A 24,248-nucleotide genomic window follows, 5' to 3' on the forward strand; every position below is an offset into this window, starting at 1 on the left:
GAGGGATGACGCTATGTTTCGTATCAAATTGAAAGAAGCGCAGACGGTTGGCATGCTGCAGCTGCTCAGCAAAATCCGTTATGCGGTTATCGGGCGGGAAGCGGATAAAGGTCTGCTTTTCAAATTGTTCATCTACTTGATCTTGCTGGATACGGCTTACATTTATTTGAAGCCAATCCTGCACATGATAGCGACTATGGTTAAAAATGCAGACGATTTGCTGGATCCCGCTGTCAACTGGTTCCCGAGGACAATCTACCTCGGGAACCTCCAGGAGGCTTGGTCGTGGATGAAATATCCGAAGGCACTGGGCATCAGCCTAGGCCTCTCGCTCTCCGTGGCTATCTTGCAAACCCTATCGTGCGCCGTTACCGGTTACGCGTTTGCAAGGTTGAAAATCCCGTTTAAACGAGTGCTGTTCTTTTTCCTAATGCTAACTTTTATTGTGCCTATGCAAGTTACGATCCTGCCCAACATCATTTATGCCAGACAGTTAGGTCTCCTGAATACGATTTATCCGATTATCGTTCCGGCCTTTTTCGGGCTGGGGTTAAAAGGAGCGCTGTTCGTCATTATTTACCGCCAATTTTTCTCCACACAGCCGAAGGAATTGGAAGAAGCAGCCCGGATTGACGGGGCCGGCGTGTTTAAAATTTTTTACAAGGTGATGATGCCGTTAGCCAAACCGGCAATTCTCGTCGTTTTTCTATTTTCCTTCATCTGGACGTGGAACGACTTCTACTTGCCGAGCATGTACTTGTCCGATATTGAAACGGCGCCTTTATCGCTCGGAATAGAGAAGATTGCATCAGCACTGCGTCAACAAGCCGAGGCTTACGGACCGTCCGTGAATGACGAGGCGATACGGATGTCGACAACGTTCTTAATGATTATCCCGCCACTACTACTGTATACGTTCACGCAGCGATGGTTTGTAGAAGGCGTAGAACGAACAGGCTTAGTGGAATAGAAACTTGGCAAGAGACAGTTGAAACGGAGGGTAAAAAAGAGATGAAACGTCTTCTCGCATTATGTTTGGTTGGCGTCCTGATTGCCATGCTCGCGGCATGTTCGAAATCAACACCAACGACGGCAAGCAAATCAGCCGGGCCGGTTAAAATGCTCTATATCAAACGAGGGGAAGGGACGAATGATCCCTATGTGGTGAAGCATTTTGAGAAGGCAGGCTATACCGTCATCGATATGGCGGATAACGTGTTTAAACCGGAGAATCTAAACGGTTATGGCGTTGTTTATGTTAGCCCGACTGTCAATGCTTCCAGAATTAATGACCAGCTTAAAGGCTCGAAGGTGCCTATCGTTTTTGCGAAGCCGCAAGTGGCCAGTATTTCCGCATTAACAGGGCTGCTGGATTACAATGAGCTCAGCGCGGCGAAAACCGTTCAAATTAAAGACAGCAAACATCCATTGGCAGCTGGATTTAAAGATCAAGTAACGGTTTATAAAAATGACGGTAAAATCGGTTACGCCATCCCAGGCAAAGAGGCTGTTACGATTGTAACAGCTCCCGGTGATGATAAGAAAGCGGTTGTTTTTGGCTATGAGAAGGGCGCCAAAAATATTAATAATGAGCCGGTCTCTTCCCGGCAAGTATTTTTTTATTTGAGTGCAGGGGAAGAAATGAATCAGACCGATGACGGCTATAAACTATTGGATGCGGCTGTGCAGTGGGCAGCTCAAAATGGACAAAAATAAACATTCCTGACAGGGAGGAAATTCGTTTATGAAAAAGGTAAATGCAGCCCTTATGGCTTGTATGGTCTTTGCACTCTCCGCTTGCAGTTCGGTCACTAGTCATCCTGTATCGGTATCCAACCAACCGGCATCCAGCGCGGCAGCCAAGTCGCAGAGCAATGGAAAAAGTGTGCTTTTCATCGGCCAAGAAGGCGGCGGGGACGGGATAGTGATCAAGCGCTTTAAGGAAAAACACGGGATGAATGTCACGGTGGTTTCCGACAAAGAAGTGACGACAGAGAAAGCCAATGGTTTCAATTTAATTTTTGTTAGCGAGTCGGTCAATTCAGGGAAAATCAAGGACAAATTCGTGGCCATTCCAGTCCCTGTCATCTATGACGAGCCGCAAATTTCCGGTGATACAGGCATGACTGATGTGGACATGAACGGCAAACTCGAAGGGAACAATGCGGCGAAGACGATTCAAATCCGCAATGGCCAACATGCGCTCGCAGCCGGCCTGCAAAACAATGTCGATGTTTACAAAGATAATGGAAAGATGAGTTGGGCAACGCCGGGCAAAGGTGCGATTGTTGTAGCTACCGTGCCAAACGATGATATGAAGGCGACTATCTTTGCTTACGATAAGGGCATGACGAATGTGAAAGGGCAAACGGTTGCTGCACGTGAGGTTTTCTTTTACATGATGACAGGTGAAGAAATCAATCAAACGGATGACGGTTGGAAGCTGTTTGATGCCGCTGTCCGCTGGGCGCAAGAGACCAAATAACATGAGTTCTTGAAGGAGGTAGGGAGTTAATGAAACGGTTGTTTTCCTACTTAATGGTTGTCATCCTTATTTTTGCAAGCGCTGCCTGTTCCATGCCTACAGAAAAGGACGCTGGAAACGGAAAGAAAGTCCTTTTTGTCGGCACGGATAGCGCAAATGACCGAATTGTGATGAAGCATTTCAAGGAGCTTGGCTATGAGGTAACGCTGATGTCAGATAAAGAGCTTACTCCCGAACAGCCGGCCAACTATGGCTTGGTCTTTGTCAGTTCATTCGCAGGTTCTCATCGCGTTGCGGATAAATTACTCGGATCAACTGCGCCTGTCATCTATGCCAATGGCAAAATATTGGGTGAAGTGGGATTAGCCAGCAAAGATGATTCGGATTACGGCGAATATACCGGCTTGTCGATCTCGATTAAAGAGAGTAAGCATGAGCTTGCGGCTGGATTACCGGGCAGTGTGGATATTTATAAAGAGGAAGCGAAGATCAGCTTTGTTGTGCCACAGGGGGGCGTCATTATTGCCTCAGCGCCGGATAACGATAAACGTGCCGTGATTTGTGCTTTTGACAAAGGTATGAAAAATATGAGCGGCCAGGTTTTACCGGCTAAGCGCTTGTTTTTCAATTTGACAGGCGGAGAAGAAATCAACAGGACGGATCATGGATGGAAGCTATTTGATGCAGCCGTTCATTGGTCAGTGGGGAAAGGTTGAATCGGAATGATGCAACAAACAACCTATAATGTTGGAGAACCCCCCTAATGTAAACGTAAACATTTCGTAATAAAGTGAAAGTATACAAAATTTGAAATCACGATTGGGAGGTTCATAGAGAAAATGAAAAAATTTCTCAAAGCATCTTTAGCGATCACCTCGGCATTTGTTATCCTGACAGGCTGTACGTCCGAGCCAGCTCAAAGCGATAAACAGCAGCCCGTTGCCTCAGAAAACAAATCACCGGATAACGAAATATTCATTTATACCGTTTATCCAGCCTTTTATGCCAAAGAAGATATCTGGGAGAAACAAGTGGGGCAATACCTCAAGAAGAAATTTCCAGATCTTACATTCAAACACGTGCAGTGGGATAATCCAGGTCGGCAATATAAGGATCTGATAGCAGCTGGCACCATTCCTGATATTGTGATTGATAATGCCCGAATGAACTTGCAGCGTTATATTTTGAAAAACGATTTGCAGTATGACATGACGGACCTGATCAAAAAGTATAATTTCGACACGAGTACATTAAATCCAGCCGCAATGGCACAAATGAAGAACGTAACGCCGGAAGGGAAAATTTATGGTTTACCTTTCCAAATGAGTGATTTCGTTCTGTTCTATAACAAAGATATTTTTGATAAATTCGGTGTGGATTACCCGAAAGACGGTATGACCTATGATGAAGTTTATGAATTAGCTAAAAAGCTGACTCGTGTCGAAGGCGAAAATACGTACAAGGGTTACCAACAGCATCCTGGTTTGTATATGACTTATAATCAGCTTTCCCTTTCCCCTCTCAGCTTGACGGAAGACAAGGCGGAAATGAATACACCGGGCTGGAAGAAGGAAGTTGACAATCTAAGACGTTTCTACGAGATTCCGGCCAATCAGTTTACATCCGTCGATGATTTCCCGAAAGGGAAAATGGCGATGAGTGTTCACGTGACGGAGAAGATCGTTCAGTGGTATGAGCAAAACAAAAACTTGAACTTTGATATCGCAGCTATGCCATCCTTTGCAGATGCACCGGGCGTCAAAGCTCAGCCAAATCTATACTCGGCGTATATTACCAAACAGTCGACTAAGAAAGATCAAGCTTTCCAAGTCATTCAGTATCTGCTGTCTGAAGAGATGCAAGTCAATTTTGCAAAAGAAGGCATCATCGGACCGCTGCAAACGCAGAAAGTACAAGAAGCTTTCGGTAAAAACTTGCCGCAAATGCAAGGGAAACATACGCAAGCCATCTTCTACGGCAAAAATGCCATGCCGCCAGCAGCTCGCGCTTCAGGTTTAACTTACATTGATGTGCCGGTACACGGCGTGTTCCAGCCACTGATCTTCGGAGAATCCAAGGACTCCGTAACCGCACTGCGCATGATTGAAGAATCTTCAACAAAAGCAATTCAGACCGAGAAAGCCGCCCAATAATGCAGCATAGGGCTCCTTCATCCAATCATTGGGGGCGCCTTCATTCCAAATTGAAAAAGGGGTGACCCATTCCATGAAACGTTTTCTATTGCTGCTCGTTGCAGTGTTTATGACAATCACGATGAGCGCCTGTTCCTCCTCAGAGAAAGCAGCTAATCCGGGCGTATCGGTATCTCCCACGTCAACAGTAACAGCGACTGCAACGGCAACACCATCGACGGCTCCAACTCCTACAGCGAAGGCCTCAGAGACTCCCGCAGCTTCGTCAACACCTGCAGCTTCAGCAACGCCTGCTGCAACCGTGGAAGCAACGAAAGCAGCGAGCCCTACGGCTGATGCAACGAAGGCACCGGCTGCGGCTTCCACAGCGAAGGCAAGCGAAGCACCTGCCCAGGCAACGGCTGCACCAGCGCCAGCTGCGAGTCAACCAGAGGCAGCTCAGAAAGCGGAAGTATCTCCGCAAGGGAAGAAAGTGCTTCTTGTCGGCAGAGATTCCGAGCCGCTTCCCGCTGAAGACGTTGCGATTGCAGGCCGTTTGAAAGGGATGGGATTTAGCGTAACCCATCTTGCAGATCGTGAGCTTACCGCTGATGCGACGAAAGGGTTCGATTTAATCTACATCAGCCAAACGACGAATTCAAAATTTTTGAAAACAGGTGTGATGAAAGAAGTTGCCATTCCAACGGTGTATGTGAAAAGCCACGGGATGTTCTATCTGGGACTCTCCTCCCAAGAGGAAGGCACGACGGTCAAGAAGTTGAAATCAATTGATATCGTCGATAGCAAATCTAAGATTGCCGGCGGATTATCAGGAACAGTAGAAGTTTACACGGAAACCGGTGATAATTTCGGCGTCAGTTATGGGCTTCCAGGCAAGGAAGCGAAAGTGATCGCAACGGTTCCGGGCGACAAAACGAAGGCTGCTCTTTATTACTATGATAAAGGCGCCAAAGGCGATAACGGTTATGAAGTGAAAGCGCGATTATCCTACTACTATTGGAGTAACGGCATGCAGGATACTTCTACGGATGCGGGCTGGAAGCTTTGGGATAACATTGTTTTGTGGACGTTGCAGAACGGATAACGAAATCTTGCGGTTCATGAAGGAGGGAATTGTCGTAATGAAACGAGTACAAATAAGTCTGGCTCTCGCGCTTACCCTTGCGCTGGCTGCCGGATGCACGAACGAGGCAGCTCCAAGTGCCAAACCGGGTGGAACGGATGAGAAAACCTCACCGCAAGCCCAGTCGTCACCGGACAACGAATTGTTCATTTATACCGTATGGCCGGCTTATTATGTCAAAGAGGAAATTTTTCAGAAACAAATTGGGGACTTTATCAAAAAGAAATTTCCGAATGTCACGATCAAACACGTAGCTTGGGACAATCCGGGCAGACAGTACAAGGACTTGATCGCAGCCGGGACGATTCCTGATATCATCATGGACGACACTCGGATGAACGTACAAAGATATTTGATTGATAATGACCTTCAATACGATATTAGCGATCTGATCAAAAAGTATAACTTCGATACGAGTAAATTGAATCCGGCCTATATGGCGCAAATCAAAAATTTAACTCCGGATGGAAAAATATACGGGCTTCCGTTCTATAACAACGATTTTGCTTTATTTTACAACAAAGATATTTTCGATAAATTCGGCGTTGATTATCCGAAAGACGGTATGACGTACGATGAGATCTACGAGTTGGCGAAAAAGCTGACGCGCGTTGAAGGTGACGTTACGTACAAAGGTTTCTCACAAAACCCGGGCCATTATTTAAATTATAATCAATTGTCCCTGTCTCCGTTAAGCAAAACCGAGGATAAAGGAGATATGAGCGATCCGAATTGGAAGAAGCTAGTAGACAACATGAGAAGGTTCTACGATATTCCAGCCAACCAGTTTGATACCGTCGAAACGTTCGCCTCCAAGCCAAGTATCGCCATGGCGGTGGCAACGGTGAGCGATCATTTAGTCAAGTTCTATGAGGAAAACAAAAACTTGAATTTCGACATTGCTTCTGTTCCGTCCTTAAGTGACGCTCCTAACACGAAATATCAGCCGAATGTGTACTCGATGTACATTACGAAGCAATCGAAGAAAAAAGATCTGGCCTTCCAGGTCATGGATGCACTGCTTTCGGAAGAACATCAGATTGAGCTTGCCAAAGAAGGCGTCATCGGTCCGCTTCAGACGGATGCGGTCAAAGCAGCCTTCGGGAAAAACTTGCCGCAAATGCAAGGTAAGCACGTTGAATCCATTTTTAGCAGTCAAAATGCGATGCCTCCTGCTGCACGTAATCCTGGTTTAGTTTGGTATGACGTACCTGTTCAAGGCGTATTCCAACCGCTTATTTTTAAGGAGTCCAAAGATTCCGTAACAGCGCTTAGAATGGTTCAGGAGCAAGCTACGAAAGCGATTGAGACCGCAAAGGCAGCTAAAACTGAAATTAATAAGGCTGCGAGCACGACCAAGTAACCGTTTACCAACCATGCTAACATACATGACAAATCAAATTTAGAAAGGTGAGTTCACGTGAAAAAATTTGTATTCTCGCTACTATCCATCCTTCTCATGTCACTAACTATCCTTCCGTTTGCTTTCGCAGAAGACACGAGTACACCCGCAGCAGTGAAAAGCGTCGACGATTTCAAAGATTTGAAGAATTTACCGCAAGCAGATAAGGAAAAGTTCGATTCACTGATTCAAGACGGCGTTTTTAATGGGTTGACGGAAGATACGTTTGGACTGGACGCTCGGATGAATCGGGCACAGTTTGCGAAAGTGGCTGCGATTATTTTTAACCTCGAAGTGGACAATACGCTAACGGTTTCTTCTTTTACTGACGTCAGAAGTGACGATCCGGCCAATTCCTACGCGCTTCCTTATATTGAAGCATTGAAGAAGGCAGGACTCACCAATGGTTACGATGCAGAAGGCAAAACGTACAAACCAGCTGGTGATGTGTCCCGCCAAGAGCTGGCAGCTTTCCTGATTCGCGGATTAGGTCTGGATGACGATGCGGCTGCAGCTACGCCAGTTGATGATTCAACGGTAGATGATTGGGCCAAAGGTTATGTTTCACTTGCGCTTGAGAAGAACTTGCTAACGAACCAATCAGCGGGTAAATTTAGCGGAAAAACGTCCGCTACACGTAAAATGCTGGCTCTTGCAAGCTTTGCAGCCAAACAAATTCTTTCCGGAAGTGAACCGGAACCAGCAGAAGAACCAGAGGTCAAGCCAGAGACTGGTAAAGATCCTGCAGCGCCAGCTGGCGAAATTTCCGCACAAGGCAAAAAACTGCTTTTCATCACACGTCAAAGCTCTCAAATGACACAACTGAAAGATAACCCGGATGATGAGAAAATTATTGGCCGTTTGAAAAATCTTGGTTTCAGAGTGACATGGGTCAACTGTGATAAGTTTACGGCAGATAAAGCGGAAGGATATGATTTGGTTTTCGTCAGCAACACGCTTAACTCCAAATATCTTCGTTCCGGCATTATGAAAGATATTGCGATCCCTACAGTTTACTTAAAAAATCACGGCATGTACTATCTCGGTCTTTCCTCTCAAGAGGAGAACACCAACGAATATAATATCAAATCTACGACAATTGCAGAGCCGAAAGACAAGGCTGCGGCGGGTCTTTCCGGTGAAGTGGACCTTCTATTAACGACAGATCCAAAAACAGCTATGGCTTACGGCCTTCCAGGCAAGGAAGCTACGGTTATTGCGACAGTTCCAGGAAAGCCGAAAGAATCAACCATTTTCTACTACAACAAAGGAACGCACTCTGATAGCGGCTATGAGGTACAAGCGCGTCTTTCCTTCTTCTCCTTTGCCGGTAATTATGATAACGCTACTGAAGATAGTTGGAAGCTTTTGGATGCACTTGTTTTGTGGACACTGCAAAACGGCTAATAGCTTTGAATCAACATGTCGAACTCCAGTTTTCGAACTGGAGTTCTTTCTCTAGCCAAATCCGCACATATAGGAGCGTGAGTGGTCATGAATGTCCATCAACAAGCAAGCTCTGCACCTCTGGTTCAAGCAGAAGGTGTCACTCGCATATTTGGACGCGGCTCAGCAGCTGTTCATGCCTTGAGGGGAGCGAGCTTAAGTATTCCCTCCAAGCAGCTCATTGCACTCAGAGGTCGTTCGGGCTCTGGCAAAACCACATTAATCAATATTTTGGGTGCGTTGGATAGACCGACAGAAGGACGAGTGTTCTTTGGCGGCAATGAAATCAGCGGCTATTCCGAAAGCAAACGTAACGCCCTCCGGCGAAAGGATATGGGGCTTATTTTTCAATCTTTTGGCCTCGTTCCGTTAATGACAGCGTATGAGAATGTAGAGTTTGGCTTGCGTATTGCCGGCGTGAAGTCGGTGAATTTTAAGGATTACACGGAAAGTGCACTAGAGTATGTGGGGCTTAAGGCAAGGATGAAACATAGGCCGTTTGAAATGTCTGGGGGAGAGCAGCAGCGGGTAGCGATTGCAAGAGCGATTGCCCATAAACCGACGTTAATTCTTGCAGACGAACCGACGGCTGAATTAGACAGCAAGATGGGTGCGCAAGTGATGCGGGTATTCAAAGATTTGGTGCAGCATGAGGGCATGACCATCATCCTCACGACGCATGATCCCGCCATTATGAGTTATGCCGATCATGTTTACGCATTGGAGGATGGACAAATTGTCGATGCGACTTAAACGAGCAGTTATGCCGGTTATCAGCCTATGCTGCATGGCATGGGTGCTGGCGGGGTGCGCGCTCTTGCCCGTTGAGGAAGGCGAGTTGAAACCACCGCTTGTCGAGCCCGCTAAGGAAATCTTAAACCTGTACACGGTCAAACGCAGCAATATTACCCAACAAATAACGGGTGTCGCTACATTTGCCTCCGATAAAATGGACTATTTATTTTATTCGGAGTCCGGCGGGCGTTTGAAACAAATCAACGTGAAGCTGGGGGATCAGGTGAAAGCCGGGGATGTACTGGCTACAACAGAAACGTCCGATTTGGATATGAGAGTGAAGCTCCAGCAAATCGCCATTGAGAAACTAAAAATTTCACTTCAGCAAGCGATGGCGGAAAAAGATGCCGATGATCCCGATATTCGGATGAAGCTGCTGGATATGGAGAGCGCCCAGCTGCAATTGGAATCGCTCCAGAATCAACTTCAGAATACAAGGCTGACTTCTACCATTGACGGGATTGTGACGTTTATCGATACTCTTCAGCCAGGGGACCAAGTTGTTGCTTACAAACAAGTCATCACGCTTTCGGATCAGAAACAGATGAAGCTTGTTTATACAGCTTCAAGTAGCAATGATTTGGGTGGAGTCGAAGTTGGCATGGATGTAACGGTGAAAATCAAAGATAAAACTTATCCGGGGAAGGTCGTTCAAACGCCTCTCTCCGCGCCGCCGAACAGTAATAAAGCGATTCAGGACAAAAATGCGAAAGCCGTCTACATCCAAGTGACAGGTTTGCCACCGGATGTCGTGATTGGCAATCAGGCCGATATCACGATTGTGACCCAGAAGCGCGATCAGGTGCTTGTGATCCCAAGAGCTGGACTTCGCAACTACATGGGCCGTGATTTTGTCCAGGTGCTGGACGGCGAAAGCCGCAAAGAAATTGATGTGGAGAAGGGCATCGTTGCGGCGACAGAAGTGGAAATACGCAAAGGGTTAAGCGAAGGGCAGCAGATTATCCTGAACAACTAGGAGGCTAAGACATTGGCGTTATTTATCATGATCTTGCGCAAAATGATCAATAATAAATGGCTTGAGCTTAGCTTGTTGTTCGGGCTTGTGCTGTCTGTCGCATTGGCGAGCAGCATGCCGATTTATACGAGTGCCATTTTGCAACGACTGCTTATTCAAGAAATGCAGCAGCTGCAGCTGGGCAGCAATCAATATCCGGGCATTTATTGGCTGTCGGCCTCTTTTTCCGCGCAAGAAAAACAACCGAAGCATGTCACGATAGCAGAAACAGAGCAGTTTCTTAAGGGAAAAGAAGGACGATTCGGCATCCCGGTGCAGTCCTTCGTTCGTGAGAGAGCAACGAAGCGCTACAATTTAACACCGGCTGAGCCGGATAAAATCGACATTAATGTTCAAAGATCAGCGGATATATCCGCGATCGATGGCATGGAAAATCACATCAGACTCGTAGATGGGCGGCTTCCGGCGAAAGAGCCGGTTAACGGCGTGTATGAAGCCCTTGTTGCTCCGGAGGCTTTAACCGAGCTCGGGATGGTGCTGAACACCGTTTTCATGATCAAAGATGCGGGTTTGCAGGAGCCGATCTCCATTAAACCTGTCGGCGTGTTCGACCGCAAGGACTACACCGATATTTTTTGGTACAACAATACGAGCAGTTATAAGAACAGCTTTCTCATCGATTTTCAATTGTTCGAGAAAGCATTTACGGTGGAAGGCAAGTTAAATGTTCAATCCAGCTATTGGTATTTCGCGCTTGATTACAAGTTGTTGACATTAGCGTCCGCTGACGGATTTCTTTATAACGATGAAGCGATCAATACCTATATGGATGCTCATTATGAAAACCATAATAAAAACGTGCCGGCTCTCCAAACACTCACTAACTATTATATAAAAGAAGCAAATTTACGGAAAATGTTATGGTCGCTTAACGTGCCTGTTATGCTGATGCTCGCTTTTTACTTATATATGGTCGCTAACCTTATCACGGAAAGGCAAAAAACAGAGATCGCCGTGCTGCGCAGCCGGGGAGCCAGCCGCTGGCAAATTGTGCTTAGTTACGCCGTTGAAGGCGTGGTGCTTGGGGCGATTGCTTATGCAGTCGGGCCGTATATTGGCGAATCGATTACAAGTTTATTAGGTGCTTCTAGTGGGTTTCTTGAATTTGTCCAACGCGCAAAGCTGGAAACCGAGCTGAATCAGGATGCTTTTCTCTATGCGTTGATCGCAATTTCGGCATCGCTTGTCATGACGCTCATTCCCGTTATTCTTGCAACAAGAGTCACCATTGTCGGCCACAAGCAGCAATCAGCGAGACTGCAGAAACAGTCTTTTTGGCATAAATTTTTCCTCGATATTGCGATTATCGGTATTTCGTTGTACGGATTGCAGAATTACAAAACGAGGGTCAAAGATATCCTTTCACTCGGTTTGAAATCAGGAGATTTAAGAGTAGATCCCCTGTTGTTTCTCATTCCCGCGATGTTTATTTTCGGCCTGGGCTTGCTCGTGCTTCGTTTATATCCTTTGTTCATGAAGCTTTTGTACAGAATTGGTAAACGCTGGTGGCCGCCAACCTTATACACGACTTTAATCCAGGTGAGCCGTTCGATTATTCAGTATCAATTTATTATGGTGTTTCTCATTATTACGATTGCTACAGGACTGTTCAGCGCAAGCGCCACACGTACGATCAATCAGAATACGACGGATAAAATCCGGTATTCCGCCGGTTCCGATATCGTCATGCAGATTCATTGGGAAAACGATGCGCCACCGGCCATCTTGTTTGGTGCAGAGGAATCGAGCGATGAAAGTACGTCAGAGGTGGCTTTATCGGACGATGCTCCCGTAACCCCGCCGCCTAAGGTGCAATACAGCGAGCCATCTTTTTTACCGTTTACGCAGCTCCCAGGCGTGGAACATGCAGCTAAGGTGTTTGTCAAAAAGGATGCATCCTTTACCAAAGGTAAAACGAACGCAAAAGTTGAGCTAATGGGCATAGACACCAAAGCCTTCGGCGAGACGGCGTGGTTGAGAGATCATTTGCTGGATCATCATATGAACGAATATTTAAATTTAATTGCCAAAAATCCTTCCGCTGTTCTGATATCAAAGTCGGTGGCAGAAGAATACGGCGTTAAAGTGGGAGATACACTTTCGCTCGGTTGGGGGAACCTCGAGCCTGCCTCCGTGACCGTCTTCGGAATTATTGATTATTGGCCGTCCTGGAATCCTAATCCTGGAGCGGGCGATACGATTTCGGTGACCACGAAGCAAGGGACTACCACGAAGGTCAAGAAACCGATGCTAATCGTCTGTCACCTCACGTACATTCAGAACAACATCGGGATTGAGCCTTATGAAGTTTGGATGAAGCTGAAACCGGATGCAAGCAGTCAAGCCGTGTATCAGGCTGTGGTCAAACATGGGTACGATATCGAATCGTTGACGGACGCAAAGCAAGCACAGATCATAGCTGTCAAAAATCCTTTTCAACTCGCGATTAATGGGGTTATGACGTTAGGGTTTATCATTTCGGTTGTCGTTTGCTTTTTCGGGTTCCTGCTCTATTGGGTGCTGTCGTTATCCGCACGGACTCTGCAGTTCGGGATTTTCAGGGCGATGGGCGTTTCCGTTTTCCAACTGATTGGCATGCTAATCGGTGAACAAGTGATGGTATCGGGCGCAGCGATTCTTATTGGGATGATGACGGGTAACATTGCTAGTCACTTGTTTGTTCCCTTATTCGAGTTATCGTTCGATCCCAGCACGCAAGTACCTCCGTTTCAAGTTACGTTCGATCCGCGCGACCATGAGCGGCTGTATGGGATCGTCACCGTCATGATCACAATTGGACTTGTGGTGCTCGGACATATCGTCTCGCGAATCCGGATACATCAAGCCGTGAAGCTTGGGGAGGATTAAGATGATCCATTGCGATAATCTGGTTAAAATCTACAAAATTGCCGACTTGGAAGTCGTGGCGCTGCAAGGGTTGGATCTGCATGTGGAAGCCGGCGAGCTGATGGCCATTATCGGCAATAGCGGAAGCGGCAAATCGACGCTGCTGAATATGCTTGGCGGACTTGATCGTCCTTCGGCCGGGCGTTTGATCGTAGACGGCAAGGACCTGCTCAGCATACGCGAGAAGGACCTCGTCAAATATAAACGCGAGTCTGTCGGCTTTGTCTGGCAGAACAATGCGCGCAACTTAATCCCTTATTTGACGGCCCAGGAAAATGTGGAGTTGCCCATTCTGCTGCAGGGCAAACGGAAACGGGAGCGCGCGCTTGAGTTGCTGGAAGCGGTCGGGCTTAGTCACAGAAGGAATAACAAATTGAACCAGTTATCCGGTGGAGAGCAGCAGCGCGTGGCAATTGCGATTGCCCTTGCGAACCATCCGAAGCTGCTGCTTGCGGATGAACCTACGGGCTCGGTCGATACACGCATGGCCAATCAAATCCTTGATTTGTTCCGGCAGCTGTCCCGGGAACTGGGGCTCACCATCGTGATTGTGACACATGATCCGATGCTCGCTAAGAAGGTGGATCGTGTGGTTGCGATCCGGGACGGAAGAACGTCGTCAGAAATTTTACGGCGCAAGTCCTATGAGCAAGAACTGCAGGATTTAGAAGAAGGTATTGAAGAGCAAGAAGAGGAGTCTCACGACGAATACGCGGTGCTCGACCAAGCCGGTAGGCTGCAAATTCCAGCGAGCTACTTGGAAACAATTGGTATGAAAGAAATGAATAAAATGAAGGTTACGGTGGAGGACGGCAGGATCGTGCTCATACCTCCAATCAAAGTATAACGAAGGAGCAATTGTCGATGATTAGTCAGGAAACGAAACAAATACCGGATACCCTTCTGCTGGAGGAGCGGGCTGGACACGTGCTTAGCGCCATTATCGGGATGGCAGATGAGGATTTTGGATATATTCCTTTTTTTGCAGCGAATTTGATGGAGAAGCCGGCGTTTTTGACCCATGGGGACTGGGATTACGGCTCCAGCCATGGCCGCTTGGTGGATGCTCTTATTTTGGCCAGACATATGACAGGAGACGAGCGGGGGCGCGACATTGAGGAGCGTTACAGAGCTAACTTCCTCAGTTTTTTCAAAGAGGACGGACTCAGTTACCGGCAAATCAATCCGAAGGCACCTTGGGAAACCAACGCAAACTTGATTGACCAACGGGCTGTCATTCTCGCATTAACATCCTGGTTTATGTCAACAGGCGACCGCAAAATCAAGCATGTGGCTGATAAACATGTAGCTGCGCTCAAACGAATCGCTATTAAGGAAAAAGACGTGTGGTACTACCCGGCTTCCGAGTACACCGTCAATGGCTGGCCGTCCACCAACGCAGTTCAGCTTCGGCTAGCCCCAGATCCGGCAGCCTTCTGCGGACGCTTGGTCATGCCATTGCTCAAATATTATGAGTTGACAGGAAATATGGATGCTTTCGAGCTGTGTCAGTTTTTCTCGGCGCTTATTGTTCATCGCAGCGGCGTCTTCAATCCGGATGGCAGCTTTAACGATTCGCTTGCTTACCGCAGCGGCCACTTTCATACCCGCATCGGTACGCTTGATGCGCTTGCGCGTTTTGCTTTGCATACCCAGGACGCTTCAATCATCCATTTCGTCAAGAAGAGTTATGACTGGGCGTTAACTCGCTGCACAACGTTTGGTTGGACGCCTGGCGATATGCATGAACAGGCTTTTGAGCATGAAACTTGCTCGCTCGTCGACTTAATTTCTACAGGAATTACGCTGGCCAGAGTGGGATATGTCGAGTACTGGGGCATCGTAGAGCGCTTCCTGCGCAACCACTTAACCGAGTCGCAGTTGCTGAATCTGGATTGGGTTGTGGGGGCTGACAATAAAGCCAATGATGATGTTGGGATGAAGTCTTTCTTCAACGTGGCGGAACGTACGCGTGGGGCATTCGCTGGTTACTCCGCTCCCAATGATTTCTGCTGTAATGTCAGCGGAGGTAGAGGGCATACCAACGATTTGCAAACCTGCTGCATCGGCTCGGGGACGCGCGGTTTATTCATGGGATGGAGCAATACGATTACGGAGCATAACGGGACGATTAGCGTGAACTTTCTGTTGAACCGGGGCTCACGTTGGCTTGATGTCTCCAGTCATCTGCCTCACGAGGGCAAGGTGGAACTGGAGATTCATCGCAGTGTGCCAAGATTGTTGGTTCGCATCCCTGAATGGGCAGGCTACGCAAAGGTGGAAGTATATCGTGAACTCGGTGATAGCGTACGGACACAAACAGGAAGCGAACCGAGCATGTGGGTGAATCAACGCTTCCTCGCACTTGGCCCGGTACAGGCAGGAGAGAAGATAACGCTAACCTTCCCGCTTAGTGAGCGCCAAACCATAGAAAAGGCGGTAGGACAGGAGTTTATTACGCGTTGGCGCGGGGATGATGTCATTCACCTGAGCCCGGAAGGGACACATCACCCCTTTTATAACAACCGGAAAATATATGAGAAAGCACCTCTTCGCTCAGGGCAGTATCGCCGATTACAGGAAGAATTTTATTGGTAAAAGGAGGGGGCAAATGAGCAAGTATTGGGCTGGTCCCCTACTCCAAGAGGGATTCTCGATCATTCGGTTAACCGACGATGAAAGCAATTCTTTCGCAGAACTCGCTCCAGAAATTGGTAATAACCTCTATCGTTTCACGTGCGACAGGTATGAGGTTCTCATGTCGCCTGTGAGCTTAACCTCTCTCTGGCATGAATCGAATGAGGTGTTTAAATACGGTACACCCCTGTTATCTCCGCCGAACAGGGTTCGAAACGGTCGTTTTTTATTCAAAGGTCGTGAATATAAGCTGCCTCTGAACGAGCCTCCTGATCATCATTTGCATGGTGAACTATGTTCCAAGGCATGGAAGGTGGTAGGCTACGGCGCTTCCGAGGAGGAAGGGGCTTGGGTCACCAGCCAATTTCGGTACGCCGATCATCCTGAGATTATGGCCTATTTTCCCCATATGCTTGTCTTTACAATGACGTATCGGCTAAAGGGTGGCCGACTCTATCTGGAAGGGGGGATTGAAAATAAAGGCGTGGAAGAAGCCCCGTTCGCTTTTGGGCTGCACCCTTACTTTGCGGTACCGTTCGGAGACGGAGAAGAGATTTCGCTTCGTGTACCTGCGGCTGCGGAATGGCCTGTTACGAATCAGGCATTCGTCATAGGCACGCCGGAGGAATCTGTATTCAGCCGAGAGCTTCGGCAAGGTGTTTCGATCGAGAACTACCCGCTGCTTGGCTGTTCCCTGATAGCCATGGGGCAGGAGGGTGATCGAACATGCCGGATTGAAATGAAAAATCGAAACTATACGATTGCTTACCAGTTCGATGAAACCTTTCCTTATGTGGTCTTATTTCGACCGGATTGGGCATCGGCCTATTCTTTGGAGCCTTACACTTATGTTACGGATGCCTTTAATCTCCCTTACAACCACGAACTGACAGGAGCCCGGGGCATACGGGCAGGTGAACAAGTCCGATTCACGACAGGGATGTGGATTGAAAAATAAGGAGGCGTCGCGTTTGGTTAACTTAGACTTGAATATAAAGCCGGAATGGCCGGCACGCAAAGATTTCCGTATCGGCTGCATCGGTTCCGGGTTCATTATGCGAGACTGCCATCTTGTGGCTTACCGCGATGCCGGTTTCAATCCGGTGGCGATCGCATCGCGAACCTACGATAACGCCAAAGCCGTTGCACAATTGCGGAACATCAAGACCGTGCACAGGACGTGGGAGGAGCTCGTTCAGGATGAAGATATCGAGATTCTGGATATTGCTTTTCCTCCTGACCGGCAGCTTGAGGTTGTTCGTCTCGCAGTGAAGATGAAGCATATCAAGGGCATTTTGTGCCAAAAACCGTTGGCGATGAACTCTAAGGAAGCTAAGGAAATCGTGGACCTGTGCGAGAATGCGGGGATCAAAATCGCCGTCAATTCCAACATGCGGTACGACCAATCGATGCGTGCCCTTAAGACCATTCTTGACCGGGGATATCTGGGAGAGCCTGTGCTCGCGTCAATAGACATGCGCGCGATTCCGCATTGGCAGGATTTTCTGCATAAGTATGAGCACCTTGAGATTCTGAATATGGGGATTCATCATATTGATGTGTTCAGGTATTTGTTCGGCGATCCAGTGAAAGTTACAGCTGTTACGCGCAGCGATCCTCGAACCAAATTTCCCCATATAGACGGGATATCACAATATACGTTCCAGTATGCGAACGAGTTAATGGCAACCAGTCTCGATGACGTCTGGGCATGGCCTGGAGAAGGGACTGAAAAGGACATTTCTATTAAGTGGCGGGTTGAGGGACTGAACGGCATGGCGCAGGGCACGATCGGGTGGCCCGTTTATCCGGAGAGATCACCGAGCACATTGGCATTTACAACAAGGCAAGCGCCGAATCAGTGGTTCCGGCCGACGTGGGAAGAAGTCTGGTTTCCGGATGCCTTCCAAGGTACGATGGCCCAGCTGCTGCGGGCTGTAGAGACAGACAGCGAGCCGGAAATCGGCGGACGAGACAACTTGAAGTCCATGGCGGCGGTTGACGCTTGTTACAAGTCAATTGCTGAAGGCAGGACAGTTTTATTTTCTGAAGTAACAACTTCATTTCAATAAAATAGATTTTCGAGGAGGAAATTTCTAATGATCTCAGTCGGTATTTTTAACGGGTACTATCCGTATTCCTTAGAGGAATCCATTTCCCGCATGAAAAGGGACGGATTTTCCTGTGTTCAACTGGATTTGTCCTTCAAAGACATGGACCTTGCCTACGAATCGCTTACCAAGGAAAAATGCCACCGGATTCGCGATGCCTTCCGTGATGCCAATTTGCCGATCGTCTGCATTTCCGGTTATACGAACATCATTCACCCTGACCCGAAGAAACGCGAACAAAACTTGTTCGGCCTGCAGACTTTGCTGAAATTTGCCCGCGATTTGGGGACGCCGTACGTCATCAGTGAAACGGGGACTTACAACACGGAAAGCGATTGGGTGTGGGACCCGAAAAATGGCTCGGAAGAAGCTTACGAAGAGACGTGCCGTCAAATCGAATCGTTAGCTAAATTTGCTTATGACCATGGTTCGGTATTCCTTGTGGAAAATTACGTCAATAACGTAATCGGGTCCGTTGACGCGCTAACTCGTTTATTTTCCGATGTGAATCATCCAGGTCTTGGCCTGCTGATGGACCCGACGAACTATTTCACGGACAGCAACATTGGCCACGTCGACGAGACGCTGAACCGCATTTTCCACACGCTCGGGGATAAAATAAAAATTGCCCATGCCAAGGACTGCAAGCCTGCGGAAGACTTGTCGGAGAAACATGCGGAAATCGACGCCGTCGAATCGCACACCTTCCGAGGGGCAGGCGCCGTTGAGCTTCCAGCTCCCGGACTGGGGATTCTGAATTATGACTTATATTTGCAAAAGCTGTCTAAGCTCCACCCGAATATTCCCATTATTATCGAGCATCTGGATGAGCAGGATATCCCGCGCGCGAAAAAGTTCCTTGACGACAAGCTGAAAGCAATCGGCGGTTAATAGGTAAGGGGAGAGGGAGTGACTTGACATGTCTGTAAAAAAGAAAAAAAGGGACTACAGCATAACTGGAGCTGAGAATAAACGGGCAATCGAGCTCGGGCTGGCGGAGGCGGAATGGTATACATGCCCGATCCCTCGTCAGCGGATGAAAGAATTAATGAAACGGAAGGATGGCCCGGCCATACGGGACACGATCATTTGGATTGGCGGACTTTTCATTTTGGGATATCTCGCCTATTTGTCGTGGGGAACCTGGTGGGCTATTCCCGCCTTTCTCGCTTATGGCATTCTCTATGCGACACCTGGCGATTCCAGATGGCACGAGTGCGGCCATGGAACGGCATTCAAGACTCCTTGGATGAACGAGGTCGTCTATCAATTTGCTTCCTTTCTTGTGTTGAGGTCCGCCACGCCCTGGCGGTGGAGCCATGCCCGCCATCATACGGACACGATCATCGTTGGACGTGATCCGGAAATTATTACCGAACGGCCGCCGATTTGGAAAATCCTCATTATGCAAGTTTTTCATCTGTATGGCGGGCCTATCGAGATCAAACGTTTTTTTCTGCATACGTTCGGTAAGCTGGATGAGCAGGAGAATGTATATATTCCCTCCTCCCAGCACCGGAAAACATTCCGTGAGGCGCGGATTTATATGCTTATTATTATTGCTGTTTTGGCAGCATGCCTGTTCACTGGCAGCCTGTTGCCGGCAATGTTTGTGTTTCTGCCTTCGTTTTACGGCGGAATCGTAGTGCTGCTGTTTGGTGTCACGCAGCATCTAGGTCTCTATGAAGATGTGCTCGACCATCGGTTAAACACCCGGACGGTATATATGAATCCGATTTTCCGTTTTCTCTATTGGAACATGAACTATCATACGGAGCACCATATGTTTCCGATGGTCCCTTACCATGCGCTGCCAAAGCTGCATGAAGAAATGAAATCCGATTGTCCGGCAGCTAGGCCAAGTCTATGGGCAGCTCTGAAAGAGGTTGTTGGGGCTCTAAGAAAGCAGAAGCAAGATCCTGCTTACGTTGTGGTGAAACCGCTGCCTAAAACGGCGCGCCCTTATATGTACGGGCCTGCTCATGTTTTAAAAGAAAGGAGCGAATTAGGATGAGTCTCGGAGAATGGATTGAAGCCTGCCCTGCAGACGAAGTGGAGATTGAAGATGTTATCCGTTTCGATCATCAGGATCGGACGTTTGCAATTTATCGCACGGAGAAGGGCGACTACTATGCATCGGATGGTTTTTGCACCCATGGCAAATTTCATTTGTCCAATGGTTTAGTCATGGGCAATCAAATTGAGTGCCCTAAGCATAATGGCCGTTTTGACATCCCCACGGGTGTCGCGAAACGTGTGCCTGCGTGTGTGGATTTGCAGACGTATCCTGTGAAAATAGAAGCGGGAAAAGTATTTATTCAAATTTGAGCATGAACTTCAAGCTCGACCGCTTGATGAACCCTGACGAAGGAAACTTTGTCAGGTTTTTTTGCGAGCACTGGCAGACGGTTGGGTGACTGCTGTGCGGCTAGCTAGCCTCTTGAAGCACTAGCCGTCCGCTAACGGACTCAGGCGCCTATATTTGCTTAGTTTACCTCTTTGCACACTTGTCGCCAGCTAACGGGCCCAGATACCTCTATCTGCTGCTTTTGGGCTGGTTTAAATACCTAACGGACTCACGAGCCGCTATCGGCCATGAAATGGTGCGAAAATCGACGATCATCAGCAGGATGAATAAAATAACCTATAAAAATGCATAAAAGACCCCATAATCCGTTCGCGTTTTTGTAATAAAGTTAGTCCATGCAAGAAAATGAGCGAATGAGAGCGGGGCTGATTACTTTGAGGCATTAGTTTTGTTTTACACATAATGTAAGCGTTTTATAATGGGGTATCATCTTTATAGGGAGGTGCACGAAATGAGGAAAGAACTTGCTCTGATACTATCATTTATGCTGCTATGTTACTGTTTTGCCCCTTTAGTCAGTGCAGAAGAAGCTGCTGCACCAAAAACGTCAACCACAACGACGGCGGCACCAGCACCAAAATCAACAACAAAACCAGCGGCAACGAAACCAGCAGCTCCTTCTTCAAGCGTAACTGCCGACACTTATTTAGCTGACCAGCTCAGTGATTTGAAAAGTCTTTCGAAGGATGACAAGAAAAAAATCAGCGCTCTTTTAAAAATGGACGCGATTGAGAAGTCATCTGCCGATACTTTTGGTGTGGATGATACCATCAATCGAGCTCAGTTAGCAAAAACAGCAACACTCGTTTTGGGATTGACCATGGACAACATGTCTAAGGGATCAAGTTTCACAGACGTCCAAACGAATGATGCATCTCGGATCTATATTGAAGCACTAAAGAATGCCAATCTGACCTACGATGTGGTTGATAACAAATTCAATCCGACAGCGGTCGTGACCCGCCAAGAGCTCGCCATGCTGCTGATCAAAGGACTGGGCTTGGATGATAAGGCGAAAGCGGCAGCTCCTAGTAAAGACGAGACGGTGGACGCGAATTATAAAAGCTATGTCACCTATGCACTGCAGCAAAAGCTTATGACCAATCAGACAGGTGGCAAATTCGGCGGCAACGTTAACGTGACTCGAAAAACACTGGCACTTGCTTCTTATGCAGCGCTGCAGCTTCATCTGACAACGGCTAAGCCTGCTAAAGCTTCGATTGCGGAAGTGAAAATAATCGGAAAAAATAAGCTAACTGTAAGGCTGAATCGTGAAGTTGACAGCAATAAGGCTGTTCTGAATGTGACGAAAATGGGTTATTTAGATTCGGACAATAAGCCCGTTAAATTTGAACCCACCACCTCATGGTCCGATGACAGTACGATAGCAACGCTTGAAATGAGTGATGATTTAGAATTTGCACAATATCAAGTTATCTTAAGTGGTGTGGATGTTGCTAACGGAACGATGACTTTCATGCCGGAGAATGAACGCGCTGCAAAGATTGAAATCGTTACAACTACTGAGAAGCTTCCTTGGTCAAAAGCACTTATTGAATATAAGGCTACTAACCAATATGGCGAACCAATGAAGTTGTCAGGAAGTAATGTGAATGTCTATGTAAACTCCCAAAAACGTATCACATCGACCATCTTGGCCGACAGCAATGCTATTATCCTTGATTTAAGTGAATTGAGGCCAGGGGATATATTTGCAGTTTATTTATTGGAGAAGAGCGGTTACCTCAATATTAATAAAACGTTTACAGTTGGCGATATGCCGCAAGTTCAGAAGGTTGATTTGGGTGACGAAAAAAACAATTTAAAACTTCCTGCCGGGCAACTGAGTTTTCAAGCTGGGGGAAGAGCGTATCTTACCTTTAAAGCTTACGATCAGTACGGCACTAGAATAGTAGACCCAAAAATTTTGAAAATGGGCTTATTTAAGACCTTTACCGGTGCTATTGGAGACGTTTTTAGAATGGATAACCCTAACGATTTCGTTGATTTTGATAATGATGGTTATCCAGAATTGCAATTGGCAGCTAAATCGGATTTAGACAGCAGCAAAGAAGTGACATTGAATTTATTGTTTAAAGACGAACAGGTATCTCAGAAAATCACCGTTTACACGCCGAAATCTGCTTATACAGTCGTCATTGGACCGATTGTCACACCATTGACGGAAGGTGATTTAGATAAATCAATTAGTCTTAAGATCCTTGATTCGGCGAATCAGGAGCTGACTTCAACTGAGATTGCCGCTTTAGAAACAACTGGGAAAATTTCAGTATATGCTACTGGTGGCCTCAAATTGGAAGCCAGTCCAGCTACACGTACGGATCCTAAAACAAACCAAACTAGAAACGTAAATATTGATCTTAACGGTAGTATTCACGTTAAACAAGTTTTGTCCGCCGGACCGGCAACAATTCATGTTCAAATAAATGGGTTAAATCAAACAGTGACCCTTCCTCTTATGATTGACTCGGCTCGCAAACCAAACACGATTAAAGTTGATGAGGGCAACTCCTCTAGGAACTTTTTGCTGTTAAATGGTGTATCACCTTCGACGAAGGCTATCTTCAAAATTTACGATCAGTTTGGTGAAGAATATAAAACAACTCGGGATGATTTCAAGGTTGAGATGAAGCTGGAAAAACTCAGCGGAGAAACAGGGGCAGTCAAAGAGATAACAGGACCAACAAAGCTCTCCGATGCTACACCTACTGCTTTGCTTGATATTGGGAAAGTATTCAATCAGCAATTTGCTTTCGCGCCAGACGCTGTAAAAAAGGGAAGTTACAGGTTGACAGCTACGTTATTTCAAACTGAATTAAATGGAACAAGCCAGTTGGCTGTTGGTTCAGACTCGGTTACAGTAGATGTCACTGACCCTGTGAGTGCTAATTTAACCTATGGTCTCGATATGGGATCCGGTGGAGATCTTTTGGCGATCGGAAGAATATTAAAAGATAGCGGTAAACTTGAAAGTGTTACTGACGCGACATATTTGTTTAACAATTATTTGCCGTTAAGTAAACCTATTAGTGTTTTAGTTAAGGATAGCGGTGGGGTTGTAACAGGGCTAAAGGTTCCAATTAGGGCCTTTACATCGGATAATCCAAGGGCAATCGCGTATAGCCCAACGAAGAGTGCGATTATGGGTCTTGACACCGGGAAAATTAACTTTACATTTTACATCGATACTCCTCGCGGAGTTCAAACATTGGCTGCATCATTAGGCTCAAATATCGATTCTATGGTACCAACAAAATTAGCTGTCTCGGGTTCTTCAAGAACGATTACCCAAGTTACTTATGGCGACGACGGCAAGGGTTTTCCGCTTGAAGGTAGTATGACTATGCCATTAAATGATCTTTTACTTTGGGATGGTAACTTGATGGGGCAAATCCAAGTTAGTACTAACGGTTATGGAACATTTACAAATGTATGTAAAGGTAATAAAGCAGGAGATTGTGCGACAGCTCCTACTAAGCAAGATCAGTTCAGTTCATTTAATGATCTTCTTGGTTTGCAAATGTTCGTGGGAGATATTATTTACACGGAAACAGATACGAAGTATCAAGATGTAGTTACGATTAATCCTGATTTTAAGTTGTCTTACACTAGAAAAGGTAAAGATCTGATGAAAAACAACATCCAACAATTTACCATGTATCTTGTAGGAGGAACGCAAATGGTTAAATATACAATTATCATGAAATAAAAATTATAAGCACAGTCCCTGTCGGATAACCGGCAGGGACGTTTTTTTCCCCAGA

The 24,248-nt window shown here is 46.9% G+C and carries 19 protein-coding genes; all 19 read left to right on the forward strand.

Annotated elements, in window-relative coordinates:
* Positions 1–52: 52 nt before the first annotated feature.
* The 19 genes from RQP52_RS00590 to RQP52_RS00680 all read left to right on the forward strand — a co-directional run bounded on the left by RQP52_RS00590 (position 53) and on the right by RQP52_RS00680 (position 24,193).
* Positions 53–970, forward strand: a complete 918-nt coding sequence (locus RQP52_RS00590; RefSeq protein ID WP_379171146.1) for a carbohydrate ABC transporter permease — start codon at positions 53–55, stop codon at positions 968–970.
* 41 nt (positions 971–1,011) lie between these two features.
* Positions 1,012–1,716, forward strand: a complete 705-nt coding sequence (locus RQP52_RS00595) for a hypothetical protein (RefSeq protein ID WP_315948789.1) — start codon at positions 1,012–1,014, stop codon at positions 1,714–1,716.
* Between the two features lie 28 nt (positions 1,717–1,744).
* Entirely contained in the window at positions 1,745–2,485 is a 741-nt protein-coding gene (locus RQP52_RS00600; RefSeq protein WP_315948791.1) for a hypothetical protein, read from the forward strand.
* A 29-nt stretch (positions 2,486–2,514) separates the two neighbouring features.
* On the forward strand, positions 2,515–3,201 hold the full coding sequence (locus RQP52_RS00605; RefSeq protein WP_315948793.1) for a hypothetical protein: 687 nt from the start codon (positions 2,515–2,517) through the stop codon (positions 3,199–3,201).
* Positions 3,202–3,324: 123 nt separating this feature from the next.
* Complete coding sequence (locus RQP52_RS00610; protein ID WP_315948795.1) at positions 3,325–4,638, forward strand: ABC transporter substrate-binding protein; 1,314 nt, start codon at positions 3,325–3,327, stop codon at positions 4,636–4,638.
* Between the two features lie 73 nt (positions 4,639–4,711).
* Complete coding sequence (locus tag RQP52_RS00615; RefSeq protein ID WP_315948796.1) at positions 4,712–5,722, forward strand: hypothetical protein; 1,011 nt, start codon at positions 4,712–4,714, stop codon at positions 5,720–5,722.
* Between the two features lie 37 nt (positions 5,723–5,759).
* A complete protein-coding gene (locus RQP52_RS00620) occupies positions 5,760–7,124 on the forward strand; it encodes an ABC transporter substrate-binding protein (protein WP_315948798.1) in 1,365 nt (454 codons plus the stop codon).
* A gap of 96 nt (positions 7,125–7,220) precedes the next feature.
* A complete protein-coding gene (locus tag RQP52_RS00625; RefSeq protein ID WP_315948800.1) occupies positions 7,221–8,570 on the forward strand; it encodes an S-layer homology domain-containing protein in 1,350 nt (449 codons plus the stop codon).
* A gap of 87 nt (positions 8,571–8,657) precedes the next feature.
* Positions 8,658–9,362 (forward strand): ABC transporter ATP-binding protein, encoded by a 705-nt coding sequence (locus RQP52_RS00630; RefSeq protein WP_315948802.1) that lies wholly within the window; start codon positions 8,658–8,660, stop codon positions 9,360–9,362.
* On the forward strand, positions 9,352–10,380 hold the full coding sequence (locus RQP52_RS00635) for an efflux RND transporter periplasmic adaptor subunit (protein WP_315948804.1): 1,029 nt from the start codon (positions 9,352–9,354) through the stop codon (positions 10,378–10,380). Before RQP52_RS00630 ends, RQP52_RS00635 begins: the two co-directional genes overlap by 11 nt.
* Before the next feature lie 12 nt (positions 10,381–10,392).
* Complete coding sequence (locus tag RQP52_RS00640) at positions 10,393–13,308, forward strand: ABC transporter permease (RefSeq protein ID WP_315948806.1); 2,916 nt, start codon at positions 10,393–10,395, stop codon at positions 13,306–13,308.
* Between the two features lies 1 nt (position 13,309).
* Positions 13,310–14,194 (forward strand): ABC transporter ATP-binding protein, encoded by an 885-nt coding sequence (locus RQP52_RS00645; RefSeq protein WP_315948808.1) that lies wholly within the window; start codon positions 13,310–13,312, stop codon positions 14,192–14,194.
* A 17-nt stretch (positions 14,195–14,211) separates the two neighbouring features.
* Positions 14,212–15,945, forward strand: a complete 1,734-nt coding sequence (locus tag RQP52_RS00650; protein WP_315948810.1) for a glycoside hydrolase family protein — start codon at positions 14,212–14,214, stop codon at positions 15,943–15,945.
* A 13-nt stretch (positions 15,946–15,958) separates the two neighbouring features.
* Positions 15,959–16,942 carry an aldose 1-epimerase gene (locus tag RQP52_RS00655; protein ID WP_315948811.1) on the forward strand — a complete coding sequence of 328 codons (984 nt, stop codon included), beginning with the start codon at positions 15,959–15,961 and terminating at the stop codon, positions 16,940–16,942.
* A 13-nt stretch (positions 16,943–16,955) separates the two neighbouring features.
* The gene (locus tag RQP52_RS00660) at positions 16,956–18,056 is read left to right on the forward strand and encodes a Gfo/Idh/MocA family protein (protein WP_315948812.1); all 1,101 of its coding nucleotides are present in this window, start codon (positions 16,956–16,958) and stop codon (positions 18,054–18,056) included.
* A gap of 27 nt (positions 18,057–18,083) precedes the next feature.
* On the forward strand, positions 18,084–18,986 hold the full coding sequence (locus RQP52_RS00665; protein ID WP_315948813.1) for a sugar phosphate isomerase/epimerase family protein: 903 nt from the start codon (positions 18,084–18,086) through the stop codon (positions 18,984–18,986).
* Between the two features lie 28 nt (positions 18,987–19,014).
* Positions 19,015–20,109: a fatty acid desaturase family protein gene (locus tag RQP52_RS00670; RefSeq protein ID WP_315948814.1), complete on the forward strand. Its 1,095-nt coding sequence runs from the start codon at positions 19,015–19,017 to the stop codon at positions 20,107–20,109.
* A complete protein-coding gene (locus RQP52_RS00675; protein ID WP_127449195.1) occupies positions 20,106–20,423 on the forward strand; it encodes a MocE family 2Fe-2S type ferredoxin in 318 nt (105 codons plus the stop codon). Before RQP52_RS00670 ends, RQP52_RS00675 begins: the two co-directional genes overlap by 4 nt.
* 491 nt (positions 20,424–20,914) lie before the next feature.
* Positions 20,915–24,193, forward strand: coding sequence for an S-layer homology domain-containing protein (locus RQP52_RS00680; RefSeq protein ID WP_315948816.1), 3,279 nt, complete (start codon positions 20,915–20,917; stop codon positions 24,191–24,193).
* The last annotated feature ends 55 nt before the right edge of the window (positions 24,194–24,248 follow it).

The sequence above is a fragment of the Paenibacillus violae genome, from assembly GCF_032461945.1.
In the GTDB taxonomy this organism is placed as follows: Bacteria; Bacillota; Bacilli; order Paenibacillales; family NBRC-103111; genus Paenibacillus_E; species Paenibacillus_E violae.

Excerpts from the sequence above, each read along its gene's own strand:
- RQP52_RS00635 (WP_315948804.1), top strand. The coding sequence starts at position 9,352 with ATGCGACTTAAACGAGCAGTTATGCCGGTTATCAGCCTATGCTGCATG.
- RQP52_RS00625 (WP_315948800.1), top strand. The coding sequence starts at position 7,221 with ATGTCACTAACTATCCTTCCGTTTGCTTTCGCAGAAGACACGAGTACA.
- RQP52_RS00605 (WP_315948793.1), top strand. The coding sequence starts at position 2,515 with ATGAAACGGTTGTTTTCCTACTTAATGGTTGTCATCCTTATTTTTGCA.
- RQP52_RS00650 (WP_315948810.1), top strand. The coding sequence starts at position 14,212 with ATGATTAGTCAGGAAACGAAACAAATACCGGATACCCTTCTGCTGGAG.
- RQP52_RS00645 (WP_315948808.1), top strand. The coding sequence starts at position 13,310 with ATGATCCATTGCGATAATCTGGTTAAAATCTACAAAATTGCCGACTTG.
- RQP52_RS00590 (WP_379171146.1), top strand. The coding sequence starts at position 53 with ATGCTGCAGCTGCTCAGCAAAATCCGTTATGCGGTTATCGGGCGGGAA.
- RQP52_RS00670 (WP_315948814.1), top strand. The coding sequence starts at position 19,015 with ATGTCTGTAAAAAAGAAAAAAAGGGACTACAGCATAACTGGAGCTGAG.
- RQP52_RS00600 (WP_315948791.1), top strand. The coding sequence starts at position 1,745 with ATGAAAAAGGTAAATGCAGCCCTTATGGCTTGTATGGTCTTTGCACTC.
- RQP52_RS00620 (WP_315948798.1), top strand. The coding sequence starts at position 5,760 with ATGAAACGAGTACAAATAAGTCTGGCTCTCGCGCTTACCCTTGCGCTG.
- RQP52_RS00615 (WP_315948796.1), top strand. The coding sequence starts at position 4,712 with ATGAAACGTTTTCTATTGCTGCTCGTTGCAGTGTTTATGACAATCACG.
- RQP52_RS00595 (WP_315948789.1), top strand. The coding sequence starts at position 1,012 with ATGAAACGTCTTCTCGCATTATGTTTGGTTGGCGTCCTGATTGCCATG.
- RQP52_RS00610 (WP_315948795.1), top strand. The coding sequence starts at position 3,325 with ATGAAAAAATTTCTCAAAGCATCTTTAGCGATCACCTCGGCATTTGTT.
- RQP52_RS00675 (WP_127449195.1), top strand. The coding sequence starts at position 20,106 with ATGAGTCTCGGAGAATGGATTGAAGCCTGCCCTGCAGACGAAGTGGAG.
- RQP52_RS00655 (WP_315948811.1), top strand. The coding sequence starts at position 15,959 with ATGAGCAAGTATTGGGCTGGTCCCCTACTCCAAGAGGGATTCTCGATC.
- RQP52_RS00680 (WP_315948816.1), top strand. The coding sequence starts at position 20,915 with ATGAGGAAAGAACTTGCTCTGATACTATCATTTATGCTGCTATGTTAC.
- RQP52_RS00665 (WP_315948813.1), top strand. The coding sequence starts at position 18,084 with ATGATCTCAGTCGGTATTTTTAACGGGTACTATCCGTATTCCTTAGAG.
- RQP52_RS00630 (WP_315948802.1), top strand. The coding sequence starts at position 8,658 with ATGAATGTCCATCAACAAGCAAGCTCTGCACCTCTGGTTCAAGCAGAA.